Consider the following 17,872-nt stretch of genomic DNA (forward strand, 5'->3'; position numbering starts at 1 on the left):
CGCGCAGCGCAGGGTGAGGCCCATGGATGGGCCGAACAAACATGGCGCCGCCGTCGAGTTGCTGAGAATTGCCGGTGAGCAAGAACAATTCCATGGTCTGACCTTGCTGAGAACTTCGAAAAACCTCGATTTGGACCGTCGTCCCAGCGAAAGCTGGGATCCAGTGACTCTGGCTCACCGAAACCCTGGGCGCTGGATCCCGGCTTTCGCCGGGATGACGGGCAATGGCCAGTTTTTCGAAGGACCTACTGCACCTTGCCCAGCCCCGACGGCCGACGTGGATCGCTGGCGGCATCGAGCTGGTTGGCCTTGCGGTCCCAGGTGACTACATTCATGAAGCCCCACGACTCGCGCGGCTTCAGCGCATAGCCCATCTTCGTCAGCGCCTCGCTGGTGGCGGCGTCGAACGTGCCTTCCTCCACGTTCACCACGTCCGGCAGGTACTGGTGGTGGAAGCGTTTGTGCGCGGCGATCTGCTGCGCGCTCTCGCCGTCGATGAAATGCAGGATGCCTTCGAGCACCTGGGTGATGATGGTCGAGCCGCCAGGCGAGCCGATCACCGCGGTGCGGTCGGCACCGATCACGATGCTCGGCGACATCGAGGACAGCATGCGCTTGCCGCCCTTCGGCGCGTTCGCCGCACTGCCGAGCAGGCCGTATACGTTGGGCTTGTCCGGCACCAGCGCGAAGTCGTCCATCTCGTCGTTGAGCAGCACGCCGGTGCCCGCGGCGACGAAGCCGGAACCCATCGTGTAGTTCACCGTGGAGGTCACCGCGGCCATGTTGCCATCGGCGTCGATGATCGAGAAATGGGTGGTGTGCATGCCCGGCTCGGGCGCCTCGGCGCGCGGCAGCATCGACGACGGCGTGGCCTTGTCGGGCAGGATGCCCTGGCGCAGGCCGGCGGCGTAGTACGGCGACAGCAGCATGTCCAGCGGCATCTGCACGAAATCCGGGTCGCCCAGGTAATCGTTGTGGTCGCGGAACGCGCGGCGCATCGCCTCGATGATGTAGTGCGCGCGCGTGGCGGCATCCATCTTCGTCAGGTCGTAGCCGGACAGGATGTTGAGGATTTCAGCGATCGCCACGCCGCCAGACGACGGCGGCGGCGCGGTGATGATCTTGTAGCCGCGATAGTCGACGCTGATCGGCGTGCGCTCCCTGGCCTGGTAGCCGGCCAGGTCGGCCAGCGTCCAGTTGCCGCCCGCGGCGCGTACCGCCTTGACCAGCTTCTGCGCGGTCTCGCCCCGATAGAAACCGTCGTGGCCGTGTGCAGCGAGCAGTTCCAGCGTGCGCGCCTGGTCCGGGTCACGCCAGACCGCGCCTTCCGCCGGCGGCTTGCCGCCCGGCAGGTACTTGGCGGCCGAAGCGGGCCAGCGCTCGAGATCCTTCTGCGTGCCGGCGATCGCGCCGCGCAGGCGCGCGTCCGGCTGGAAGCCGCCGCGCGCGATACGGATCGCCGGCGCCAGCGACTGCGCCAGCGGCAGGCGCCCGTAGCGCTTGGCCAGCAGCACCAGCCCGGCCGGCTGACCGGGGATGCCGGCCGACAGCGGCCCGCGCAGCGCGGTGTCGCGGTTCGGGCTGCCGTCCGGGTTGAGGTAATCCTTCGGATTCACCGCGGCCGGCGCGGTCTCGCGCGCGTCGATGAAGATGTCGCGGCCGTCCTTCGCCCGGTGCAGCACGGCCATGAAGCCGCCGCCGGTGCCGGAACTCTCCGGCTCCACGATCGACAGCGTGGCCGCCACCGCCACTGCCGCGTCGAATGCATTGCCGCCCTTGGCCAGCACTTCGAGGCCGGCTTCGGTCGCGTGGAAGTTCGCGCTGGCGACGGCCGCATGGCCGGGGCGCATGGAAGCGGCACGGGCTGCCGCCACCGGAGCCGGCTTCGCGGCGCCGTCGGCGGCAACCGCGCTGCCACCGACCAGCAGCAGACTCAGCGACAGCACACGCCAGTTCAGGGAAAACCTCATGCCGCGGATTCCTTCGCCATCAGGTGGCGGTATTTGAGTTCGAGCTGCTCATGCGATTCGGCGTGGTCGGGATCGCCGATGATGCATTCGACCGGGCATACCACCACGCACTGCGGTTCGTCATGATGACCGACGCACTCGGTGCACAATGCCGGATCGATCACGTAAAACTCCTCACCCAGCGAAATGGCATGGTTCGGACAGGCCGGCTCGCAGACGTCGCAATTGACGCAGGTGTCGAGGATTTTCAGGGACATGGCTGCCGATACTACATGCTGGGGTGCGGCGCTCGGGGAGGAGCGCGCCGGGAAATCCGCGGCGAGCACCCGGCCGCCGCTCCCGCGACGCGGGGCGGCGGCGCGATGCCGCGCCGGCGGGGCCGGCGCAGCGCCGTGCTTACATGGCGACGAAGCGGACCGTGGCGCCGGTGGGCTTCAGCACGTCGTCCACGCGCTGCTGGTCGGCCGTGGCGCCGATGAACAGGACGATCACGTCCTTGAACGAGCCGGGCTTGGCATCCTTGAACGCCGCGATGACCAGGTCGGCCGTCTTCGCCGAATCCTGGCCGGCGAACACCAGCATGTTGCCCGGCAGCACGCCGCGCGCAACGGCATCCTCCACGTTCGACAGCTGGCGGCCGCGGCCGGCCACGGCGTCCTCGGAATCGCCCGCCGGCACCAGGTACGGATACGGGCGGTCGGCCTTCATGCCCTGCATGTTGTTCTGCACGATCTGGCCGAAGTAGGCGTTCCACGCCTTGCTGTCGTTCGGATCGGTCGGTTTGGCCGCCTGCTGGCTGGCCTGCGGGCCGGCCTGCCCGGCGGCTTCGTGTTTGCCGCAGGCGCTCAGGGCGAGACCGGCGGTCAGTGCGACGGCAGCAATGAGAACGGACTTACGCATGGTTGTCACCTTCTGTTTCGGGTTGTTTGTTGGAGCCGGTCCGGCCCTTCTGCCAGCGCTGCCGCATGGCCTGTTGTACCGCCGGATGCACGAAGCCGGAGATATCGCCGCCTAGACGGCCGATCTCGCGTACCAGCGACGACGAGATGAAGCTGTATTGTTCGGCCGGCGTCAGGAACAGCGTCTCGGCCTGCGGAATCAGGTGGCGGTTCATGCTGGCCAGCTGGAACTCGTATTCGAAATCCGACACCGCGCGCAGTCCGCGGATGATCACGCCCGCACCGATCTGCTGGACGAAGGTGGCCAGCAGGCAGTCGAAGCCGCTCACCTCCACGTTCGGCAGGTCGGCCAGCGCCAGCCGCGCCAGGGTGATCCGCTCGGCCATGCTGAAGCCCGGGCCCTTGCTGGAGCTGTCGGCCACCGCCACCACCACGCCGTCGAACAACGACGCGGCGCGCGCCACCAGATCGGCGTGGCCGTTGGTGATCGGATCGAAGGTGCCCGGGTACACGGCCAGGCGCGGGTTGCCCAATGGTTTGCTCACGAGACGGACACGACGGATGGATTGACCCTAGCTTAACGGAAGCGCGCGCCGATAGAGCGCAAAACGCACCTCGCCGGCCTGGCCTTCGCGATGCGGCTGCCAGGCCGGCGGCAAGGCCGGCACATGGCCACGCGGCGATTCCACGTAAATCCACGCCTGCGCGGCCAGCCAGCCGCCTTGCTCCAGCTGCCGCGCCAGCGTCGGCCACAGGTCCAGTGCAAACGGGGGATCAAGGAAGACCAGGTCGTGCGGCCGCCCCGCCCCCTGCAGGTACAGCCCCGCATCCAGCCCCGCCACCTCGCCGCCCGGGGCCTTGAGCCGCGCCAGGTTCGCGCGCAGCGCCTGCGCCGCGCGGGCATCGCGCTCCACGAACTGCACGCCGGCGGCGCCGCGCGACAGCGCCTCGATGCCGAGCGCGCCCGTGCCCGCGCACAGATCCAGGCAGCGCGCACCGTCAAGCACCGGCGCCAGCCAGTTGAACAGCGTTTCGCGCACCCGCTCGGGAGTGGGGCGCAGGCCGGGCAGGTCCGGCACCTCCAGCCGCGAATTGCGCAGGCTGCCGCCGATGATGCGGACCCGCCCCGCCCCGGCCTTGTGCCCGCCGTTCATGCCGTCGCGCCCTCAGCGGGCGGTACAGGTTGGAGTGTTAGCATGCCGCCCATTGTCTTTGAATCGCCGCCGCAATGCTCAAATTCTGGAAGAAGAAGCCCACCGGAAAGGATGTCGGGCAGCCCGCCGCCACGGCCCCGGCGGCCGATGCCGTCGCACCGGAAGGCGACGAGGCGACGCTGCACGAGGCGCTGGCGGAAATCGCCGCGCCCGCCGAGACCCGGCCCGACCACGAACGCTTCATGGCGCCGGCCGCGGAACCCGCCGCTACGGCGCCGGCCCCGCGCAGCTGGCGCGAGCGGCTCTCCGGCAATGCGTTCGCGCGCGGCCTTGGCGCGCTGTTCGTGCGCCACCCGAAGCTCGACGATGACCTGCTCGACGAGCTGGAAACCACCCTGATCACCGCTGACGTCGGCATCGAGGCCAGCACCGAGCTGGTCGAGAGCCTGCGCAAGCGCATGCACCGGCGCGAGTTCGCCGACGCCCGGGCGCTGCTGGCCGCGTTGCGCCAGGCGCTGGTGGCCCTGCTCAAGCCGGTCGAGCAGCCGCTGGACGTACGCGGTCGGCAGCCGTTCGTGGTGCTGGTGGTGGGCATCAACGGCGCCGGCAAGACCACCACCATCGGCAAGCTGGCGCGCCGCTGGCGCGATGAGAAACGCGCAGTGATGCTGGCCGCCGGCGACACCTTCCGCGCCGCCGCGGTCGAGCAGCTGAAGACCTGGGGCGAGCGCAACGCCGTGCCGGTGATCTCGCAGGGCCAGGATGCCGACGCCGCCAGCGTGATCTTCGACGCATTGCAGGCGGCGCGCTCGCGCGGCACCGACGTGCTGATCGCCGACACCGCCGGCCGCCTGCACACCCAGGGCGGCCTGATGGACGAGCTGGGCAAGATCGCCCGCGTGCTGAAGAAGCTCGACGCCGACGCGCCACACGAGGTGCTGATGGTGATCGACGGCACCACCGGCCAGAACGCGGTGAACCAGGTGCGCCAGTTCCGCCAGATCGTGGGCGTCACCGGTCTGGTGGTGACCAAGCTCGATGGCACCGCCAAGGGCGGCGTGGTGTTCGCGCTGGCGCGCGAGTTCGGCCTGCCGATCCGCTTCGTCGGCCTGGGCGAAAGCGCCACCGACCTGCGCGTGTTCGAGGCCGAGGCGTTCGTCGACGGCCTGCTGCCGGCCAGCCTCGGCAGCGAGGCGCCCGGCCATGACTGAACCGCGCTGGCGAGGCTGAGCGGATGTCGCACCGCCTGCGCTTGACCTTGCTGATCCTGGGCGGCCTGGCGCTGGCGGCCGTGCTGGCCGCGGTGATCGCGGTCTACCTGCTGCTGCAGCCCGAGCGCTTCACCCGCATGCTGCAGACCCAGGCGCGCAGTGCGGGGCTCGAATTGAACCTGGCCAGCCCGGCCAGCCCCACCCTGTTCCCGCGGCCGGCGCTGGACCTGGACGGCATCACGCTCAACGCCGCGGGCGCCAGTGCGCCGATCCTGCTGGCCGCGCGCGGCCAGCTCGTGCTGCCGTGGCATACCCTGTTCGGCGGCCCCACCGTGATTTCGCAGCTGCGGATCGACTCGCCCCGGGTCGACCTCGACGCGCTGCAGGAATGGCTCGCCGCGCTGCCCGCGCACCCCGCGGGCTCGCCGCCCAACATCCCGCGCATCGATACCGGCGTCGGCATCCGCCACGGCAGCCTGGTGCGCGGCAACGCCGTGCTGCTCGACAACGTCTCGCTCGAAGCCGGCCGCCTGATCTCCGGCCAGCCGTTCCCGCTCAACCTGTCCGCCACCACCGCGGCACACACGCCGCTGCAGTTGCGGTTGTCCGCCACGCCACGCATCGAAGGCAGCACGCTGCAACTGGACAACGTCAGCCTGCGCCTGGCGCAGGGCGGCACGACCACCCTGGCGCTCGCCGGCAATGCGCGCTGGCACGGCGCCGCCGATGCCGCCGCCAACCTCGCCGGCCGGCTCGACCAGGCCAACGCCGGCCAATACGACATCTCGCTGCGGCTGACCCCGGCCAACCAGAACGACCCGCTGCTGCTGGCGCTGAAACTCGACGGCCCCGCCAACCACGCCGACCTGCGCCTGCCGCCGCTGGCGCTGGCCCGCTGGTGGAGCCAGCTGGGCGATCCGCAAGGGCCGCAGCTGAGCACGCCACCGGGCAACGGCCACGCGGAAATCGCCCGGCTCGAGGTGGGCAGCGTCGCCATCGAAGGCCTCACCATCCAGGCCGGCGATGCCGCGCCGGCGCCCGCCGGCACCACGGCGAAACCCGCCGCCGGCAAGCCGCGATGAGCGCGACCCTGGCCTCCCGTCTGCTGCGCTGGTTCGACCGGCACGGCCGCAAGGACCTGCCCTGGCAGCGTGCATTCGACGACGGCCGGCGCGACGCCTACCGCGTGTGGCTGTCCGAGGTGATGCTGCAGCAGACCCAGGTGGCCACCGTGGTCGGCTACTTCGAGCGCTTCGTCGCCGCGCTGCCCACCCTGCGCGACCTCACCGCTGCCGATGAGGACACCGTGCTGGCGCTGTGGTCGGGCCTCGGCTACTACCGTCGCGCGCGTTTCCTGCATCGCGCCGCGCAACTCTGCGTGGAACGGCACGGCGGCGAACTGCCGCGCGACTTCGCCGCGTTGAGCGCGTTGCCCGGCATCGGCCGCTCCACCGCTGGCGCGATCCTGGCGCAGGCGCACGGCCTGCGCTTTCCCATCCTCGACGGCAACGTCAAGCGCGTGCTCACCCGCTACCACGGCATCCACGGCCACCCCGGCGAAGGCGCGGTGGAGAAGCAGCTGTGGCAGCACGCCGAGGCGCACACGCCGACCAGCCGCGTCGCCGACTACACCCAGGCGATCATGGACCTGGGCGCCACCGTCTGCGTGCGCGCGCGCCCGCGCTGCGACGCCTGCCCGCTGGCCGCCGACTGCATCGCCCTTCGCGACGATCTCACCGCGCAGCTGCCCGGCCGCAAGCCGGCGAAATCCATTCCCACCCGCGCCACCGTGATGCTGATCCTGCGCGACCGCCACGGCCGCGTGCTGCTCGAGCGACGCGGTCCGCAGGGCGTATGGTCCGGCCTGTGGAGCCTGCCCGAAGCCACCGACCCGGATGGCGCCTGGCGCATCGCACAGCAGCACGCGCAGGTCGACGATGCCCTGGCGCTCGCACCGTTCACCCACGTATTCAGCCATTACCGGCTCGCCATCGAGCCGCTTCTCTTCGACCGCGCGACGGCGCAGCAGAGCATCGCCGATAATCCGCAACTGCGCTGGTGCAACGCCGACGAACTGGGTGCGCTCGGCCTGCCTGCACCGGTGCGCGGCCTCCTGCTGCAGATCAACGACAACGCCTGAGCAGAGCGGCAAGCTGCACTTAATCACTGTGGTCCCATCAGGATTCGAACCATGAGCCGTACCATCCATTGCGCCAAGCTCGGCATCGACGCCGAAGGCCTCGACTTCGCCCCCTGGCCAGGCCCGCTGGGCCAGCGCATCTACGCCGAGATATCCAGGATCGCATGGCAGCAGTGGCTGGCCCACCAGACCACCCTGATCAACGAATACCGGCTCAACCCGCTCGACCCGAAGGCACGCAAATACCTCGGCGAGCAGATGGAGAAATTCCTGTTCGGTGGCGCCGTCGACCAGGCTGCCGGATTCACCCCGCCCGACCTGGAGTCTTGACGAAAAGCCGTGCATTCGGTCTAATGCGCGGCTCCACGCATCATCGGCAAGCTTCGCGGCTGCCCCTGATCGCCAGGTTCCCGGCCGGGTAGCTCAGTTGGTAGAGCAGGGGATTCAAAAGACTCCTCTCGACCAAAAGTCAGGCTGTATTTTTTTCAGAAATATCAGTTAGTTAGGCCACTCATCGCAGTGACCTTATGTTTTCTGGAACCCCTGTGGAACCCCCGTGGGCAGACTTGCTCGCCTCTCCATCCCCAGCTTGGAATTTGTCGCGCGACTCATGTAACCACCTTACGACCGGTATCGATGCTCATGCTCCGCTCCCTATAATCGACAAGATAAGGAGCCCGCCCAGTGAACGAGACTTTCCAGAACGCGCCGCTGGTCGAAATCGTTGCCGAGTTGCGATGGCAAATACCGCAACTGGCGGCCGCCGATCAGGCAGGGAACCCGATCCAACTTCCCATTGTGCTGGCCGACAACGCCATGACGGCGCTGTTCCATCGGACAACCAGTGCCGTAGGCAAGCATGGGTTTGATCGACTCGAACAACTGGTTCCACCTGGCTCGTCAATGCCGGTGCTGTTGCCACAGATGATGTATCGGTATCGACGCACGGACGAGGTGCCAGTATTGGCACAGGTAGGACCGGGGATGTTCAGCGTCAATGCGTTGCCGCCCTACAAGTCATGGAAGGAGTTCCACCCTCATCTGGAAGGTGGTGTCGAAAGCCTGCTCGAAGCGCTGACTGACAAGCCAGAACTGACTGTTAGCCTGCGTTACATCGACGCCTTCAAACACGACTTGACCTCCGGCCGCGACGCCAAAACGTTCGCTACCGAAGTCATGGGCTTTCGCTTGGATTTGCCACCTACAGTGCAGGCACGCCTGACCGATGGCGCACAGGCACGGATGTCGTTCCAGGTTGCGTTACCGATTCCTGAGATGTCGATGACAATCACAGTTTCCGACGGTCAACTAGGAACGGATGCCGTCGTGCTGATGAATACTGACGTGCGCATAGAAAATGCGCTACCAAGCGACAAACAGGCTATTCTGTCAGCATTGGACAAGGCACATGATTTGATTCACGGAACTTTCGTGGACATGACCCAGTCCATACGGGACAAGTTGCAGTCGGTTCCAGCCGGGGAGAACGCATGACGTTCATGGCAGTCACGATGCCTGTCAACTACGACAATGGCGCGTCGATCACCTACGCACAGCCTGCGCCGCAAGCACGTTCGGAATGGAGCGGCGACGCCTTCAACCCTGCGCACCTGTTCGAAGCAAGCCTGCGTCAGCGCTTGGCCGAGTTGAAGTCATTGCCGGCAGGTTGGGATGGCGAAGGTGCCGAGTCAATCAGCGCCCTAACCTTACAGCAAGCGCAAGGTGTCGGCCTGCGCTTGCTGAGTCGCACTCCTCTGCCGGAAATTACACCCAATGCCGGCGATACCCTCACTTTCGAGTGGGAATCCGATGCAGGCTCAGCACTGCTCGAAATCGGCCATGCCAATTACAGCTTCTTGATGAAGACGAAGTCGGGCAAGCGCACGACCGATATGGGGCCGCTGAGCAACACCACTGACATCGACAATCTTGGCTCGCTCGTCCAGCGCGCCCTGTTCTGAAAAAGGCTCGCCCATTGGACGGGGATTTGCCGCGCGAAGTAGCGCCAGACGAGATCATCGTCAGAGCCATCAAGACGCCGTATCACTACGACGAAAAGAAGAAGCGGCTGAAATCGGCCGCATTTCGACCGCAGGCCGAGCGGGACGACGTGAGCGTGATGCGCAAGCGCCATCTGGGCAACGACGGCTGCAAGGACAAGGCCGTAGAGATCGCTGGGGCGTCCTACATCGGCTTGGCAGCCTTGCGTACGGGAGAGATCGTTGCAACGAAGGCAAGTGTCGTGGATTCCCGCGATGGCCTATTCGTCGGCCATGCACACATTGAGCAAGGGATACCCGCGCCAGCCAGTGGCCAAACTGCCGATCCAGACTTGATTGAACGCTGGAAGGCGCTTGCAGACGCAGCGCGCTATTACGCCGATGACGCGCGGCAGGTTCCAGGCTGGCACGGACCGGACATCGTCTAGCCTAGGCAAGACACCTATGGTTTAGGCTCAGATGTAGCGCTGCCTTCTTGGGGTAGCACATCACTCGGCACAAGCGCCGCATCACGGACAATGCGTTGCGCATCGTCGCAGGCCAATCGCAGGTAAGCCGCAACCAATGTCCTGCTCGGAAGTATCAAGCGATGGACCCACGGTCAGCTCTTAAATTCATCTTCAAGATCGCAATAAGTTGTATCGCAATTTTGGAGAACGACACACTCAAGACAGCCAAACGTCGTCGAGCAGGGGATGTGTGATCCCCTGCTCGACGAACTTTCACCGTAATGGCAGGCACTTACGGGTAGTCCATCAGGGTTCCATCGGAAGGTGGTTGTTTTTCTTGACATCCTCGCCACCCACCGCTTTAATACGCGGCTTACCGAAACACCTTGGCCGGGTAGCTCAGTTGGTAGAGCAGGGGATTGAAAATCCCCGTGTCGGCGGTTCGATTCCGTCCCCGGCCACCATGTAAATCAACGACTTAGCCCACTTTTCCCGGTGGGCTTTTTTGTTTGTGGTCCCCCTGTGGTCCCCTCCCCGTTCCCCAGCTCGGATGAATGTTCCCCAGCTCGACGGATCGCATCCGCAGCCGTGGTCCCCAAACCGAGGGGAATCAGGCGGAGGACAGGTTTCAGGAGTGTCGCATCTCTGAACTTCTTCGCAGGGATACAGTAACTAATTGCGTCAAGCGCGTCCCCTGGAAATCCCCGTGTCGGCGGTTCGATTCCATCCGCCGACGCCCCTCGGGTTTGGGGTATTCAGTTGTCGACGCTGGGCATTCGTTCCAAGAGTTTCTGATAGTAGGCATCTACAGCGCTCGTATCTTCGACCATGGTCCCCTCCTCCTCCCGCATAGGTTGGCTTGGATCGCCCCGGAAGGACAGCCAATTGAAGCTGGTAGTAATGAAGAATTTGTCGTCAACAAGAAGAACCTTTGCGTGGGTATTTCCCTTTCTCACTAATCGAAAATTCGGAAAAGACTTCGCTAGGGATTCCAATGACTCTCTGGCGCGTCGATCTTGGTCTTTCTCTGCCGGATCCCTCTTGCCTATGCCATATCCAATGGTGACGTCGACCCCCCGTACGAGGCAGGAGGTCAAAAGCTTCATGAAGTCCTTGTCTACGACGTTGGCGCGAATCCATGGTGAAACAATGAGGATACGGTCGCGCGCGTCCTCTAGTGCACCGCGCAGCAAGGGCGGATGCTCGTAGACGCTCAACACGCGAATATGGGCCGCTGAAACGACTGCCACTCGATCCCTTTTCAGGCTGAGCACTGGACGATGCCCCCCCAGAGGGGTCTCAGTCTCTATATCCTCGCGTAGTTCACGTGCAACAGCCTGCACCTCGCGGCGACGTTTGTCGGCGTCAAAAAGCATCCCGAACAATGACGACTTCTGTGCGGCACCGCTTCGTTCGTAGTCGACTTCGTGTTCTTCCGACTGCCTTCCATCAATCGCAAACGCAATCGACATACGCTTACCGTCGGTGGACTTGAATGCAATCGCCTGGGCTCGACGAAACAAGAGATTTGCCTTCCCTACCAACGCATCAAGGCGAACAACCCGTTTGCTGGAATCGCTCGACTTTGCCATCAGCGTCAGGACGCGATTGATCTCGCCAACGTCAATATCCGTAGCACGTGGGACGCGCCTCGGCGCGGGTGTCACATACGAAACACCGATTGGGTCAAGTTGAGTACTGGTCCATAGGTCCCGAGTATCGACAGGGACGAGCCTCCTGGTGATGCCATCGACATACAGAGGCATACGTTCACGGACCAACGCTGATGACGAGGCACCTGCCAAGCGGCGTGTCCCATCCGGTGTGATGGAATACCGAATGGGCTCGAGTGAGCGCTGCGCCACGACGCCTTCGAAGACCAGTTGCCCCAATTGCGTCACTACGACCTTGTAAGGAAGGCCTAGAAATCGCTGCAGATCCTGTATGTTGTCAACCCCCTGTGAGATCGAGCGAAGCATATACTCCTCAATGGGGCCGAGAGTCGCCATCTCTTGGAGGGTCACGACACCGCTAAGGCGGAAAACTGGAAGCCCCACCTCACGATGGGCTACGACTCTGAATCCATCACGGCGATCCAGCTTTTTCGCAACGGCATCTGAGTCAATCATCAGACCACTCCTTGATCACGCAGCCCGGCGAATCTTCGATGAAGGAAATGATTTGCGCGAACGGATTGGGATGCTCGATATCGCGACAAAACTCCGTACTTCCGACTATGACCAAGAAATTCTTAGCACGTGACAACGCCACATTCAGGTGCCGCCAGTCCTTTAGCATTCCGATCTTGCGTTTTGGATTTTTCCTTGTGACAGAGTAAATGCAAATATCGACTTCGCGTCCTTGGAACGAATGCACCGAGACACAATCGACATTCAGCTTGTCAAGTGAAGGCTCCTTCCGTATTGCATTGCGGATCAAGTTCACTTGGGGTGAGTAGCCCGATATCACTCCTATCGATGGCCACTTTTCCCCGCTCAAATTCTTCTGAAAAACAAATAGCAATCGGTTAAGCAGCGCAATGATCGCCTGCGCTTCCCGGGCATTTTCATAACTCGATCCACGCTTCTTTTCTTCAAAGTTGGAAGCTGCACGAGGATACGGATCGATCCAGGTCACTGCTGTGTCGAGCCCGGCCAAGGATAGATCCGGCACAACACGAACTCTCAACGACTCGTCTTCCTCGAGTTTTCCATCGTAGAAACAGTCGCTCACCAAGCGGCCAATCTCACCTCTCATCCGGTACTGAACCGTCAGGCTTGCCTTGCAGCCATCGGCTAAATCCTTGGTCAGCTTTTCAAAGAGCTGCTCGTCAAGTTGCTGCTCGCTCAGCCCGAAGCGCTCCCTCAGCGCGGAGGACTTCATGGAATAGTCCAGCACGGCGGGAAGCTGATGATGATCGCCTAGGAGGACTGCGCGCCGGGATTGAGCGAGTGGAACAAGAAGTTCCGTTGTAGTTGCCTTTCCGGCCTCGTCAATGATGCAGAGGTCGAATATTGTCCGAAGAGCCGCCTCTTCGCGGCAAAACCCAACGCATGTGCCCGCGACCACTGAGGACGAAGATATGATGGCCGCCTTGAAGTCATCGGACTGGCCAAAGCGTAGCCTCCAGTTTTCCGACAGCTGCATGAGCTCCCCCAAGGCTCGGCGGCTTTCATCTCCAAGCAGCAGTTGCGACCATTCGCGCAGTTCCTCAATGGCAAGTTTGGCAAGGTCTGCACCGTCCTTGCCAAGAGTCACCAGCTTTTGCCTAGCCGCACTGACTTCAGCACGCGTCACGACAAGTTCGGCGTTGACCCGCTCAAGCTCTCCCTCCAGGACCCGTGCTCGAATGTTACGCGCCGACCTTTCACTGGTGCTGGCTGGGGTTTCGTCGGAAAAATCCGCAGCAACGGCTTCGATCTCCTTTTTTAGGTCGGCCAAAGCCGACTCTGTGCGCAGGAACTCCGTCATCGCCCCTATTAGATCGAGTACATAGAGGCCCAGTTCCACTTCCTTGCCATCGATATGGAGAGCTGCGGCACGCTCCTCGATGAACTGGCGTGCCGATAGCGTCACATGGGCCCTTAGCTCAGCACAGCGCTGGTCGAGGCTACTCGATGCAACTCTTGCATCGGCATCTTTCGAGCCACTCCCAATCCGCACGCATGAGATGTTGCTGTCTGAACCCAACAGACGTTCAAGAGCGTTATCCAAAGCAACATGGGTTTGCGAGGCCAAGAGAATACGGCACTCCGAGTTCGACTTGATCGCCTGCCGAACTAGCTCAACGATTAACTTTGTCTTGCCAGTTCCCGGAGGTCCATGGGTGACGATTAGATCGGCACCTGCAGCGAAGCGCGACACAACCGATTTCTTTGCATCATCCAGGGACTTATCAAAAAAATTGGCTACTTGGCCAAAACTAAGCTCGACTGATCCTTCGCTGGCTCCAGTCAATAGTTCTCGCAAACGGGAGCTCGGAGTTTCTTGTGCTTTGAACTTCTCGACAGCTCGTGCTTGACGATCTAGTGCGACCTTGGTTTGCTGCCAATCTATTTCCAGCACACCTCTGCTCGGAATTTTGTCAAGGTCAAAATGAGGCCTTGTCGAAAGAAGGACGCATCTGTTCCCGCGAATGGACTCGATTTCGCCTCGAAACACCCATGACCCGTCCAGGGATATGACACGCATCTCCTCTTCAACTGCGTCATCCGGGTTCTCCACGACCGCGATCAGCCTGCTCCCGTCTCTCTCAAGGTTGGTAAAGCACAATGCTGGAACGCTGTTCTTAGCAATGAACCTCAATGCTTCAAGGAGCTTTCCCCACCCTGATATTGTCCTATCGACATCATGACGCTCCGCCTGATTTCTTTCGTCGAGGTAGGCTTCCAAGCCGTTGTAAAAGAGCTCGAGTGAATGAGCAGCGGACTGCTTTGCGCTCTCGCCACGAGGAAGGCTGCTTGCGAACTGCACCTGCGGAATCCACCTCTCGGACTGGAATAGCGCGTCGAGACGGAACCTCTTGCGCACGGCATCGACGACTACAAGGTGATCCTTCGTCACGCGGTCCGGCACGGCTAATAACCTGTACGAAGAGGTATCGAGCCGAATGCAGCCGTTCTCCGCGGTACTCTCCGTCGGAGCTACTGCAACCACATCGTTCAGCTCTGCGACGAGGAACTCCGCTACGGATAAATTTGACTCGAGTCCGTCGTTACTGAGAAGGACTTTTTCCTCGATACCTGGTGCCAAGCGAATTGCAACTGGGGAATGTTCGATGTCCGGCGTTGAGCTATCTGTTTTGTTGAGCGATTGGTTAAATTCAACAATATTGTTGAATCTCTCATTGGGAATCCTACTTAGCGCCCGTATCACGGTCTCGCGCACTCCTTCCGGTAGTGCCACTCTGCCTAACTCCTCATACAGCTCTTCGTGATTGGCTAGCGGTTTGCCAGCGATTGCACGAACGACGATTGCACAGAAGGAATAAGGGTCGCGCGTATACGTATAAGTCCCTGTATCTGCTTCTGGAAGACAGTACGGCACTGTCTTCCAATCCATCACAGTTAGTCCGATGCCTATGCTGTCTAGCTTGGCCTGTCCAAAGTCGATGATTTTTACTTGCTGAGAAGGAGTGACAAGGATGTTGCCTGTTGACAGGTCGCGATGTGCGATATTGCGTTCGGCCGCATACATCATCGCGTCCAAGATGGCCGCACCAAAACGTTCGTAGAACAAGTCCCAGGACATGGGTCCGATGGTCCCCAGATGCTCTTCGAGGGTGAGGCCTTCGATCCATTCCAAAGCGATGAATCGCTCGGAAGTTTCCTCGGATCGGCCGGCACCGACCACCCGTACGATCGAGTCGTGTCTCAGCTTTGAGAGCGCCGCCTGCTCGCGGCTCCATAGTTCACTGACTATGGCTGGATCGCGGCCATTGATGGTGAACACCTTCAGGGCGACTATGGCATCTGTCTCATGATCAAAGGCCTTATAGATTGTGGCCGTCCCACCACTTTTTTGTTCGGCAAGGATTGTAAAGCGCTCAGCGAACTTCACCCCTCCTGGCATAGCCCTTCCCCCCAAAAAACTCGAATCCATTGGGTGATCCCATCCTAGGTCCTACCCCGTTAACGGACACTTGCCAAAGCAAGCGTACGAGAGAGAGTTACGTTGAACGGCAGCAAGGGTAGCGATTTCTGCCGGTCAATGCCGGCCTTCGGCTGATCATATTGCGCGACGGCCAAGTCAGCGTCTATCGGTTGCGTGATGCAATCACCCTGGGCACGCAATCTGGGAGGCCGCCAACCGAACGCTCATGACTCATGTGATCTTCAACAACATTTTCGAGGGTCAGAAACCCCGAAACGGCGCTCGCTGCGGAAGATCCTAGCGGTGTAGCCCCAGTCAGGCCTTGGCGCAGGTGAATGCCTTTTTCCTAGCCTCATTGCGCTTCTGCCGTTCGCCCCTGTATGTGCTTCCCCGCTTTTGCGCTGCGTTCAGCACCTGCCACCTTCGCGTCGAATACGGCATGGACCTTGATGCCGCCCTCTCGTTTGACGCGTAGAGCCTTGGCCACGCCAAGCAAGCCGCCCTCATTCGCGTATTGCCTGGCCACCGTCGACTCGTAGCCGAGGTCCACCGAAGCGAGGGCGTCATCGTAGTCAAAGCCGACCGTGACCCCGTCGAGCAGCGACAGGTCCATGTAGCGGCCGCAGGTGAACAAGACGCCCTGGAAGTTGCGGATGAACCGCTCGTTCCACTCCTGGTTGTCGCCAAGACCCCTGAAACTCAGCTGGCAAGAGGGCACGGTGGAGGGTGGTAGGGCCTCCCGTTCCTGCTCTGGATCGTCCTGACTCATCCCTGTGCCCCCGATTGCGTGCCCCCCTTTCTACACCCAGTCCCATGGCGGTGCGAAGGCCACGACTCGTGGTCACGCCTCTCCATCTTCTTGCCGTTCTCCATTTGTCCCCTTCCCCACGAACCTCATTCGTACCGATGTGACCCAAGATTGTGGTCCCCCTGTGGTCCCGGGTAACAGAGGGATGGAGAGGGAGACAGGAGGAATACGGGAGGAAGACAGGCGTTTAGAATGGCGCCATTCCGCGCTTTTGCGGGTGGAAGCAACCCCGAATTTCGTCGGTGTATCGGTTGAAAATCCCCGTGTCGGCGGTTCGATTCCGTCCCCGGCCACCATGTGCAACAGCAAGAGCCCGCTCCCACGAGCGGGCTTTTTGTTCTGCCGGGTGCGCGTGGCGTGCGCGGCGACAGCGCGATTCTCCGGTCAACGTGCGAAAATCGGGCCACCCACCGATAGCACCACTCCATGACTGCCCAGAAATACGACTTCCGCCAGTTCCAGGAAGAGCTCGCCAGACTCGAACGCAAGGTCGAACAGCAGAAACCGGCCAAGCCGCTCGGCAAGAAGGCCGCGGCGGCGCAGCGGCTGGCGATGGCGCGGGAGGAGTTCCTGGCGCTGCGCAACCGGCACGAGCTGAGCGTGGCGGAGGTGGTGGCGTTCTTCCCGGAGGAGGAAGGCATTGCCTACCTGCAGCAGCTGATTGCGGCGGCGCAGGCGAAGCCACGGCGGACGCGGAAACGTGTAAACGAATGCTGACGAAGGACCGCTACATGATGAGCATGCCGAACGACACTCACGCCCTGTCGCCCGATGCCCCCAGCCGGCAGCGGCGGACGCTGGCAACGCTGATGGTCCTGGCCCTGGCCACGCTGGGGATGGGTGGCTGCGCCTCGCTGCGCGGTGGACACTCCTCGGTGGTGGTCACCCCATCGTCGGCGCCGACATCATCACCGGCGAGTGCATCCAGGGAGCCGTCGCTGGCCGCCGTCGGCAGTCAGCTCCAGTCCGGCCACTACGCCGAAGGCGAAAAAGCCCTGCGGCAGTATCTGGAACAGCACCCGGGCGACCGCGCGGCGCAGGCCATGCTGCGCCAGCTCACCGCCGATCCGCGACAGGTGCTGGGCGAGCGCTGGCGGGCGCACGTGGTGCAGCCGGGCGATTCCTACAGCACCCTGGCCGAACGTTATCTCGGCGACCCGAACCTGTTCCTGATCCTGGCCCGCTACAACGGCTCGACCAATCCTTCCCGACTGCGCGTCGGGGAGACGCTGCACATGCCCCTGTCCGCTGCCGATACCGCGGCGCCGGCGCCGGCGGCAGCCGCCACGACGACGACGCCGGCGACCGTGCGGGGCACCGAGGCACCGGCCGCGGCCGCTCGGCGGTTGCAGGAGGAGAGCGTGTCCCTGCTCGGCCATGGGCAACAGCAGCAGGCGCTGGCCCGCCTCGACCAGGCGCTGGCCATCGACCCTCACCTGAAGCCGGCCGGAGCCGGGGCGGCCGCGCTGCGGACGCAACTGCTCGACTCGTACCACGAACGCGCGATCGTGCTGTACCGCGACCAGCAGCTGGACAAGGCCATCGCGCTGTGGGACCGGATACTTGCGATCGAGCCGGACTACGAACCGGCGATCGTCTACCGCACCCGGGCGCGCGAGCTCAAGCAGCGGCTCAAGCAGTATTGATCT

Annotated in this window: 17 protein-coding genes and 1 tRNA gene; 10 read left to right on the top strand and 8 right to left on the bottom strand. The window is 62.9% G+C overall.

What is annotated here, in order from left to right; genetic code table 11:
- Nucleotides 1-245: 245 nt before the first annotated feature.
- The 5 genes from ggt to rsmD form a co-directional block, all read right to left on the bottom strand.
- Nucleotides 246-1,970: a gamma-glutamyltransferase gene (gene ggt / locus AC1Q5A_RS01185; protein WP_492697430.1), complete on the bottom strand. Its 1,725-nt coding sequence runs from the start codon at nt 1,968-1,970 to the stop codon at nt 246-248.
- The gene (locus tag AC1Q5A_RS01190) at nt 1,967-2,227 is read right to left on the bottom strand and encodes a YfhL family 4Fe-4S dicluster ferredoxin (RefSeq protein WP_492698084.1); all 261 of its coding nucleotides are present in this window, start codon (nt 2,225-2,227) and stop codon (nt 1,967-1,969) included. The genes ggt and AC1Q5A_RS01190 overlap by 4 nt, the downstream gene beginning before the upstream one ends.
- Nucleotides 2,228-2,366: 139 nt before the next feature.
- The gene (locus AC1Q5A_RS01195; RefSeq protein WP_492697433.1) at nt 2,367-2,870 is read right to left on the bottom strand and encodes a hypothetical protein; all 504 of its coding nucleotides are present in this window, start codon (nt 2,868-2,870) and stop codon (nt 2,367-2,369) included.
- A complete protein-coding gene (gene coaD / locus AC1Q5A_RS01200; protein ID WP_492698086.1) occupies nt 2,863-3,402 on the bottom strand; it encodes a pantetheine-phosphate adenylyltransferase in 540 nt (179 codons plus the stop codon). Before coaD ends, AC1Q5A_RS01195 begins: the two co-directional genes overlap by 8 nt.
- A gap of 39 nt (nt 3,403-3,441) precedes the next feature.
- Nucleotides 3,442-4,023, bottom strand: a complete 582-nt coding sequence (gene rsmD, locus AC1Q5A_RS01205) for a 16S rRNA (guanine(966)-N(2))-methyltransferase RsmD (protein ID WP_492697438.1) — start codon at nt 4,021-4,023, stop codon at nt 3,442-3,444.
- A 74-nt stretch (nt 4,024-4,097) separates the two neighbouring features.
- On the opposite strand from rsmD, the gene ftsY reads away from it, so the two are divergent.
- From ftsY to AC1Q5A_RS01245, 8 genes are all read left to right on the top strand, one after another.
- Entirely contained in the window at nt 4,098-5,234 is a 1,137-nt protein-coding gene (gene ftsY / locus AC1Q5A_RS01210) for a signal recognition particle-docking protein FtsY (RefSeq protein ID WP_492697442.1), read from the top strand.
- 23 nt (nt 5,235-5,257) lie between these two features.
- Nucleotides 5,258-6,316 (top strand): AsmA family protein, encoded by a 1,059-nt coding sequence (locus tag AC1Q5A_RS01215; protein ID WP_492697444.1) that lies wholly within the window; start codon nt 5,258-5,260, stop codon nt 6,314-6,316.
- Complete coding sequence (gene mutY / locus AC1Q5A_RS01220; RefSeq protein WP_492697446.1) at nt 6,313-7,374, top strand: A/G-specific adenine glycosylase; 1,062 nt, start codon at nt 6,313-6,315, stop codon at nt 7,372-7,374. Before AC1Q5A_RS01215 ends, mutY begins: the two co-directional genes overlap by 4 nt.
- A gap of 51 nt (nt 7,375-7,425) precedes the next feature.
- Nucleotides 7,426-7,704 carry an oxidative damage protection protein gene (locus AC1Q5A_RS01225; protein WP_492697448.1) on the top strand — a complete coding sequence of 93 codons (279 nt, stop codon included), beginning with the start codon at nt 7,426-7,428 and terminating at the stop codon, nt 7,702-7,704.
- A 354-nt stretch (nt 7,705-8,058) separates the two neighbouring features.
- Nucleotides 8,059-8,868: a TIGR04255 family protein gene (locus AC1Q5A_RS01230; RefSeq protein WP_492697450.1), complete on the top strand. Its 810-nt coding sequence runs from the start codon at nt 8,059-8,061 to the stop codon at nt 8,866-8,868.
- Nucleotides 8,865-9,335 (top strand): hypothetical protein, encoded by a 471-nt coding sequence (locus AC1Q5A_RS01235; protein ID WP_492697452.1) that lies wholly within the window; start codon nt 8,865-8,867, stop codon nt 9,333-9,335. The genes AC1Q5A_RS01230 and AC1Q5A_RS01235 overlap by 4 nt, the downstream gene beginning before the upstream one ends.
- 26 nt (nt 9,336-9,361) lie before the next feature.
- A complete protein-coding gene (locus AC1Q5A_RS01240; RefSeq protein ID WP_492697454.1) occupies nt 9,362-9,802 on the top strand; it encodes a hypothetical protein in 441 nt (146 codons plus the stop codon).
- A gap of 409 nt (nt 9,803-10,211) precedes the next feature.
- A tRNA-Phe gene (locus AC1Q5A_RS01245) sits at nt 10,212-10,287 on the top strand.
- 291 nt (nt 10,288-10,578) lie between these two features.
- Here AC1Q5A_RS01245 and AC1Q5A_RS01250 read toward each other — a convergent pair.
- The 3 genes from AC1Q5A_RS01250 to AC1Q5A_RS01260 form a co-directional block, all read right to left on the bottom strand.
- On the bottom strand, nt 10,579-11,952 hold the full coding sequence (locus tag AC1Q5A_RS01250; RefSeq protein ID WP_492697456.1) for a phospholipase D-like domain-containing protein: 1,374 nt from the start codon (nt 11,950-11,952) through the stop codon (nt 10,579-10,581).
- Nucleotides 11,945-15,424 (bottom strand): AAA domain-containing protein, encoded by a 3,480-nt coding sequence (locus AC1Q5A_RS01255; protein WP_492697458.1) that lies wholly within the window; start codon nt 15,422-15,424, stop codon nt 11,945-11,947. Before AC1Q5A_RS01255 ends, AC1Q5A_RS01250 begins: the two co-directional genes overlap by 8 nt.
- 343 nt (nt 15,425-15,767) lie before the next feature.
- The gene (locus AC1Q5A_RS01260) at nt 15,768-16,184 is read right to left on the bottom strand and encodes a hypothetical protein (RefSeq protein WP_492697460.1); all 417 of its coding nucleotides are present in this window, start codon (nt 16,182-16,184) and stop codon (nt 15,768-15,770) included.
- Nucleotides 16,185-16,649: 465 nt separating this feature from the next.
- Between AC1Q5A_RS01260 and AC1Q5A_RS01265 the strand changes: the two genes are divergently transcribed.
- A complete protein-coding gene (locus AC1Q5A_RS01265; RefSeq protein ID WP_492697462.1) occupies nt 16,650-16,940 on the top strand; it encodes a 2-hydroxyacyl-CoA dehydratase in 291 nt (96 codons plus the stop codon).
- Nucleotides 16,934-17,869 carry a LysM peptidoglycan-binding domain-containing protein gene (locus AC1Q5A_RS01270; RefSeq protein WP_492697464.1) on the top strand — a complete coding sequence of 312 codons (936 nt, stop codon included), beginning with the start codon at nt 16,934-16,936 and terminating at the stop codon, nt 17,867-17,869. The genes AC1Q5A_RS01265 and AC1Q5A_RS01270 overlap by 7 nt, the downstream gene beginning before the upstream one ends.
- Nucleotides 17,870-17,872: the final 3 nt, after the last annotated feature.

Source organism: Rhodanobacter sp. GW835-FHT13D09 (genome assembly GCF_058793995.1).

Bases quoted from the DNA above. Each gene is read 5' to 3' on its own strand.
- ggt (WP_492697430.1), bottom strand. From the start codon at position 1,970: ATGAGGTTTTCCCTGAACTGGCGTGTGCTGTCGCTGAGTCTGCTGCTG.
- AC1Q5A_RS01225 (WP_492697448.1), top strand. From the start codon at position 7,426: ATGAGCCGTACCATCCATTGCGCCAAGCTCGGCATCGACGCCGAAGGC.
- AC1Q5A_RS01250 (WP_492697456.1), bottom strand. From the start codon at position 11,952: ATGATTGACTCAGATGCCGTTGCGAAAAAGCTGGATCGCCGTGATGGA.
- mutY (WP_492697446.1), top strand. From the start codon at position 6,313: ATGAGCGCGACCCTGGCCTCCCGTCTGCTGCGCTGGTTCGACCGGCAC.
- AC1Q5A_RS01215 (WP_492697444.1), top strand. From the start codon at position 5,258: ATGTCGCACCGCCTGCGCTTGACCTTGCTGATCCTGGGCGGCCTGGCG.
- AC1Q5A_RS01190 (WP_492698084.1), bottom strand. From the start codon at position 2,227: ATGTCCCTGAAAATCCTCGACACCTGCGTCAATTGCGACGTCTGCGAG.
- AC1Q5A_RS01195 (WP_492697433.1), bottom strand. From the start codon at position 2,870: ATGCGTAAGTCCGTTCTCATTGCTGCCGTCGCACTGACCGCCGGTCTC.
- AC1Q5A_RS01235 (WP_492697452.1), top strand. From the start codon at position 8,865: ATGACGTTCATGGCAGTCACGATGCCTGTCAACTACGACAATGGCGCG.
- ftsY (WP_492697442.1), top strand. From the start codon at position 4,098: ATGCTCAAATTCTGGAAGAAGAAGCCCACCGGAAAGGATGTCGGGCAG.
- AC1Q5A_RS01270 (WP_492697464.1), top strand. From the start codon at position 16,934: ATGCTGACGAAGGACCGCTACATGATGAGCATGCCGAACGACACTCAC.
- AC1Q5A_RS01260 (WP_492697460.1), bottom strand. From the start codon at position 16,184: ATGAGTCAGGACGATCCAGAGCAGGAACGGGAGGCCCTACCACCCTCC.
- rsmD (WP_492697438.1), bottom strand. From the start codon at position 4,023: ATGAACGGCGGGCACAAGGCCGGGGCGGGGCGGGTCCGCATCATCGGC.
- AC1Q5A_RS01265 (WP_492697462.1), top strand. From the start codon at position 16,650: ATGACTGCCCAGAAATACGACTTCCGCCAGTTCCAGGAAGAGCTCGCC.
- AC1Q5A_RS01255 (WP_492697458.1), bottom strand. From the start codon at position 15,424: ATGGATTCGAGTTTTTTGGGGGGAAGGGCTATGCCAGGAGGGGTGAAG.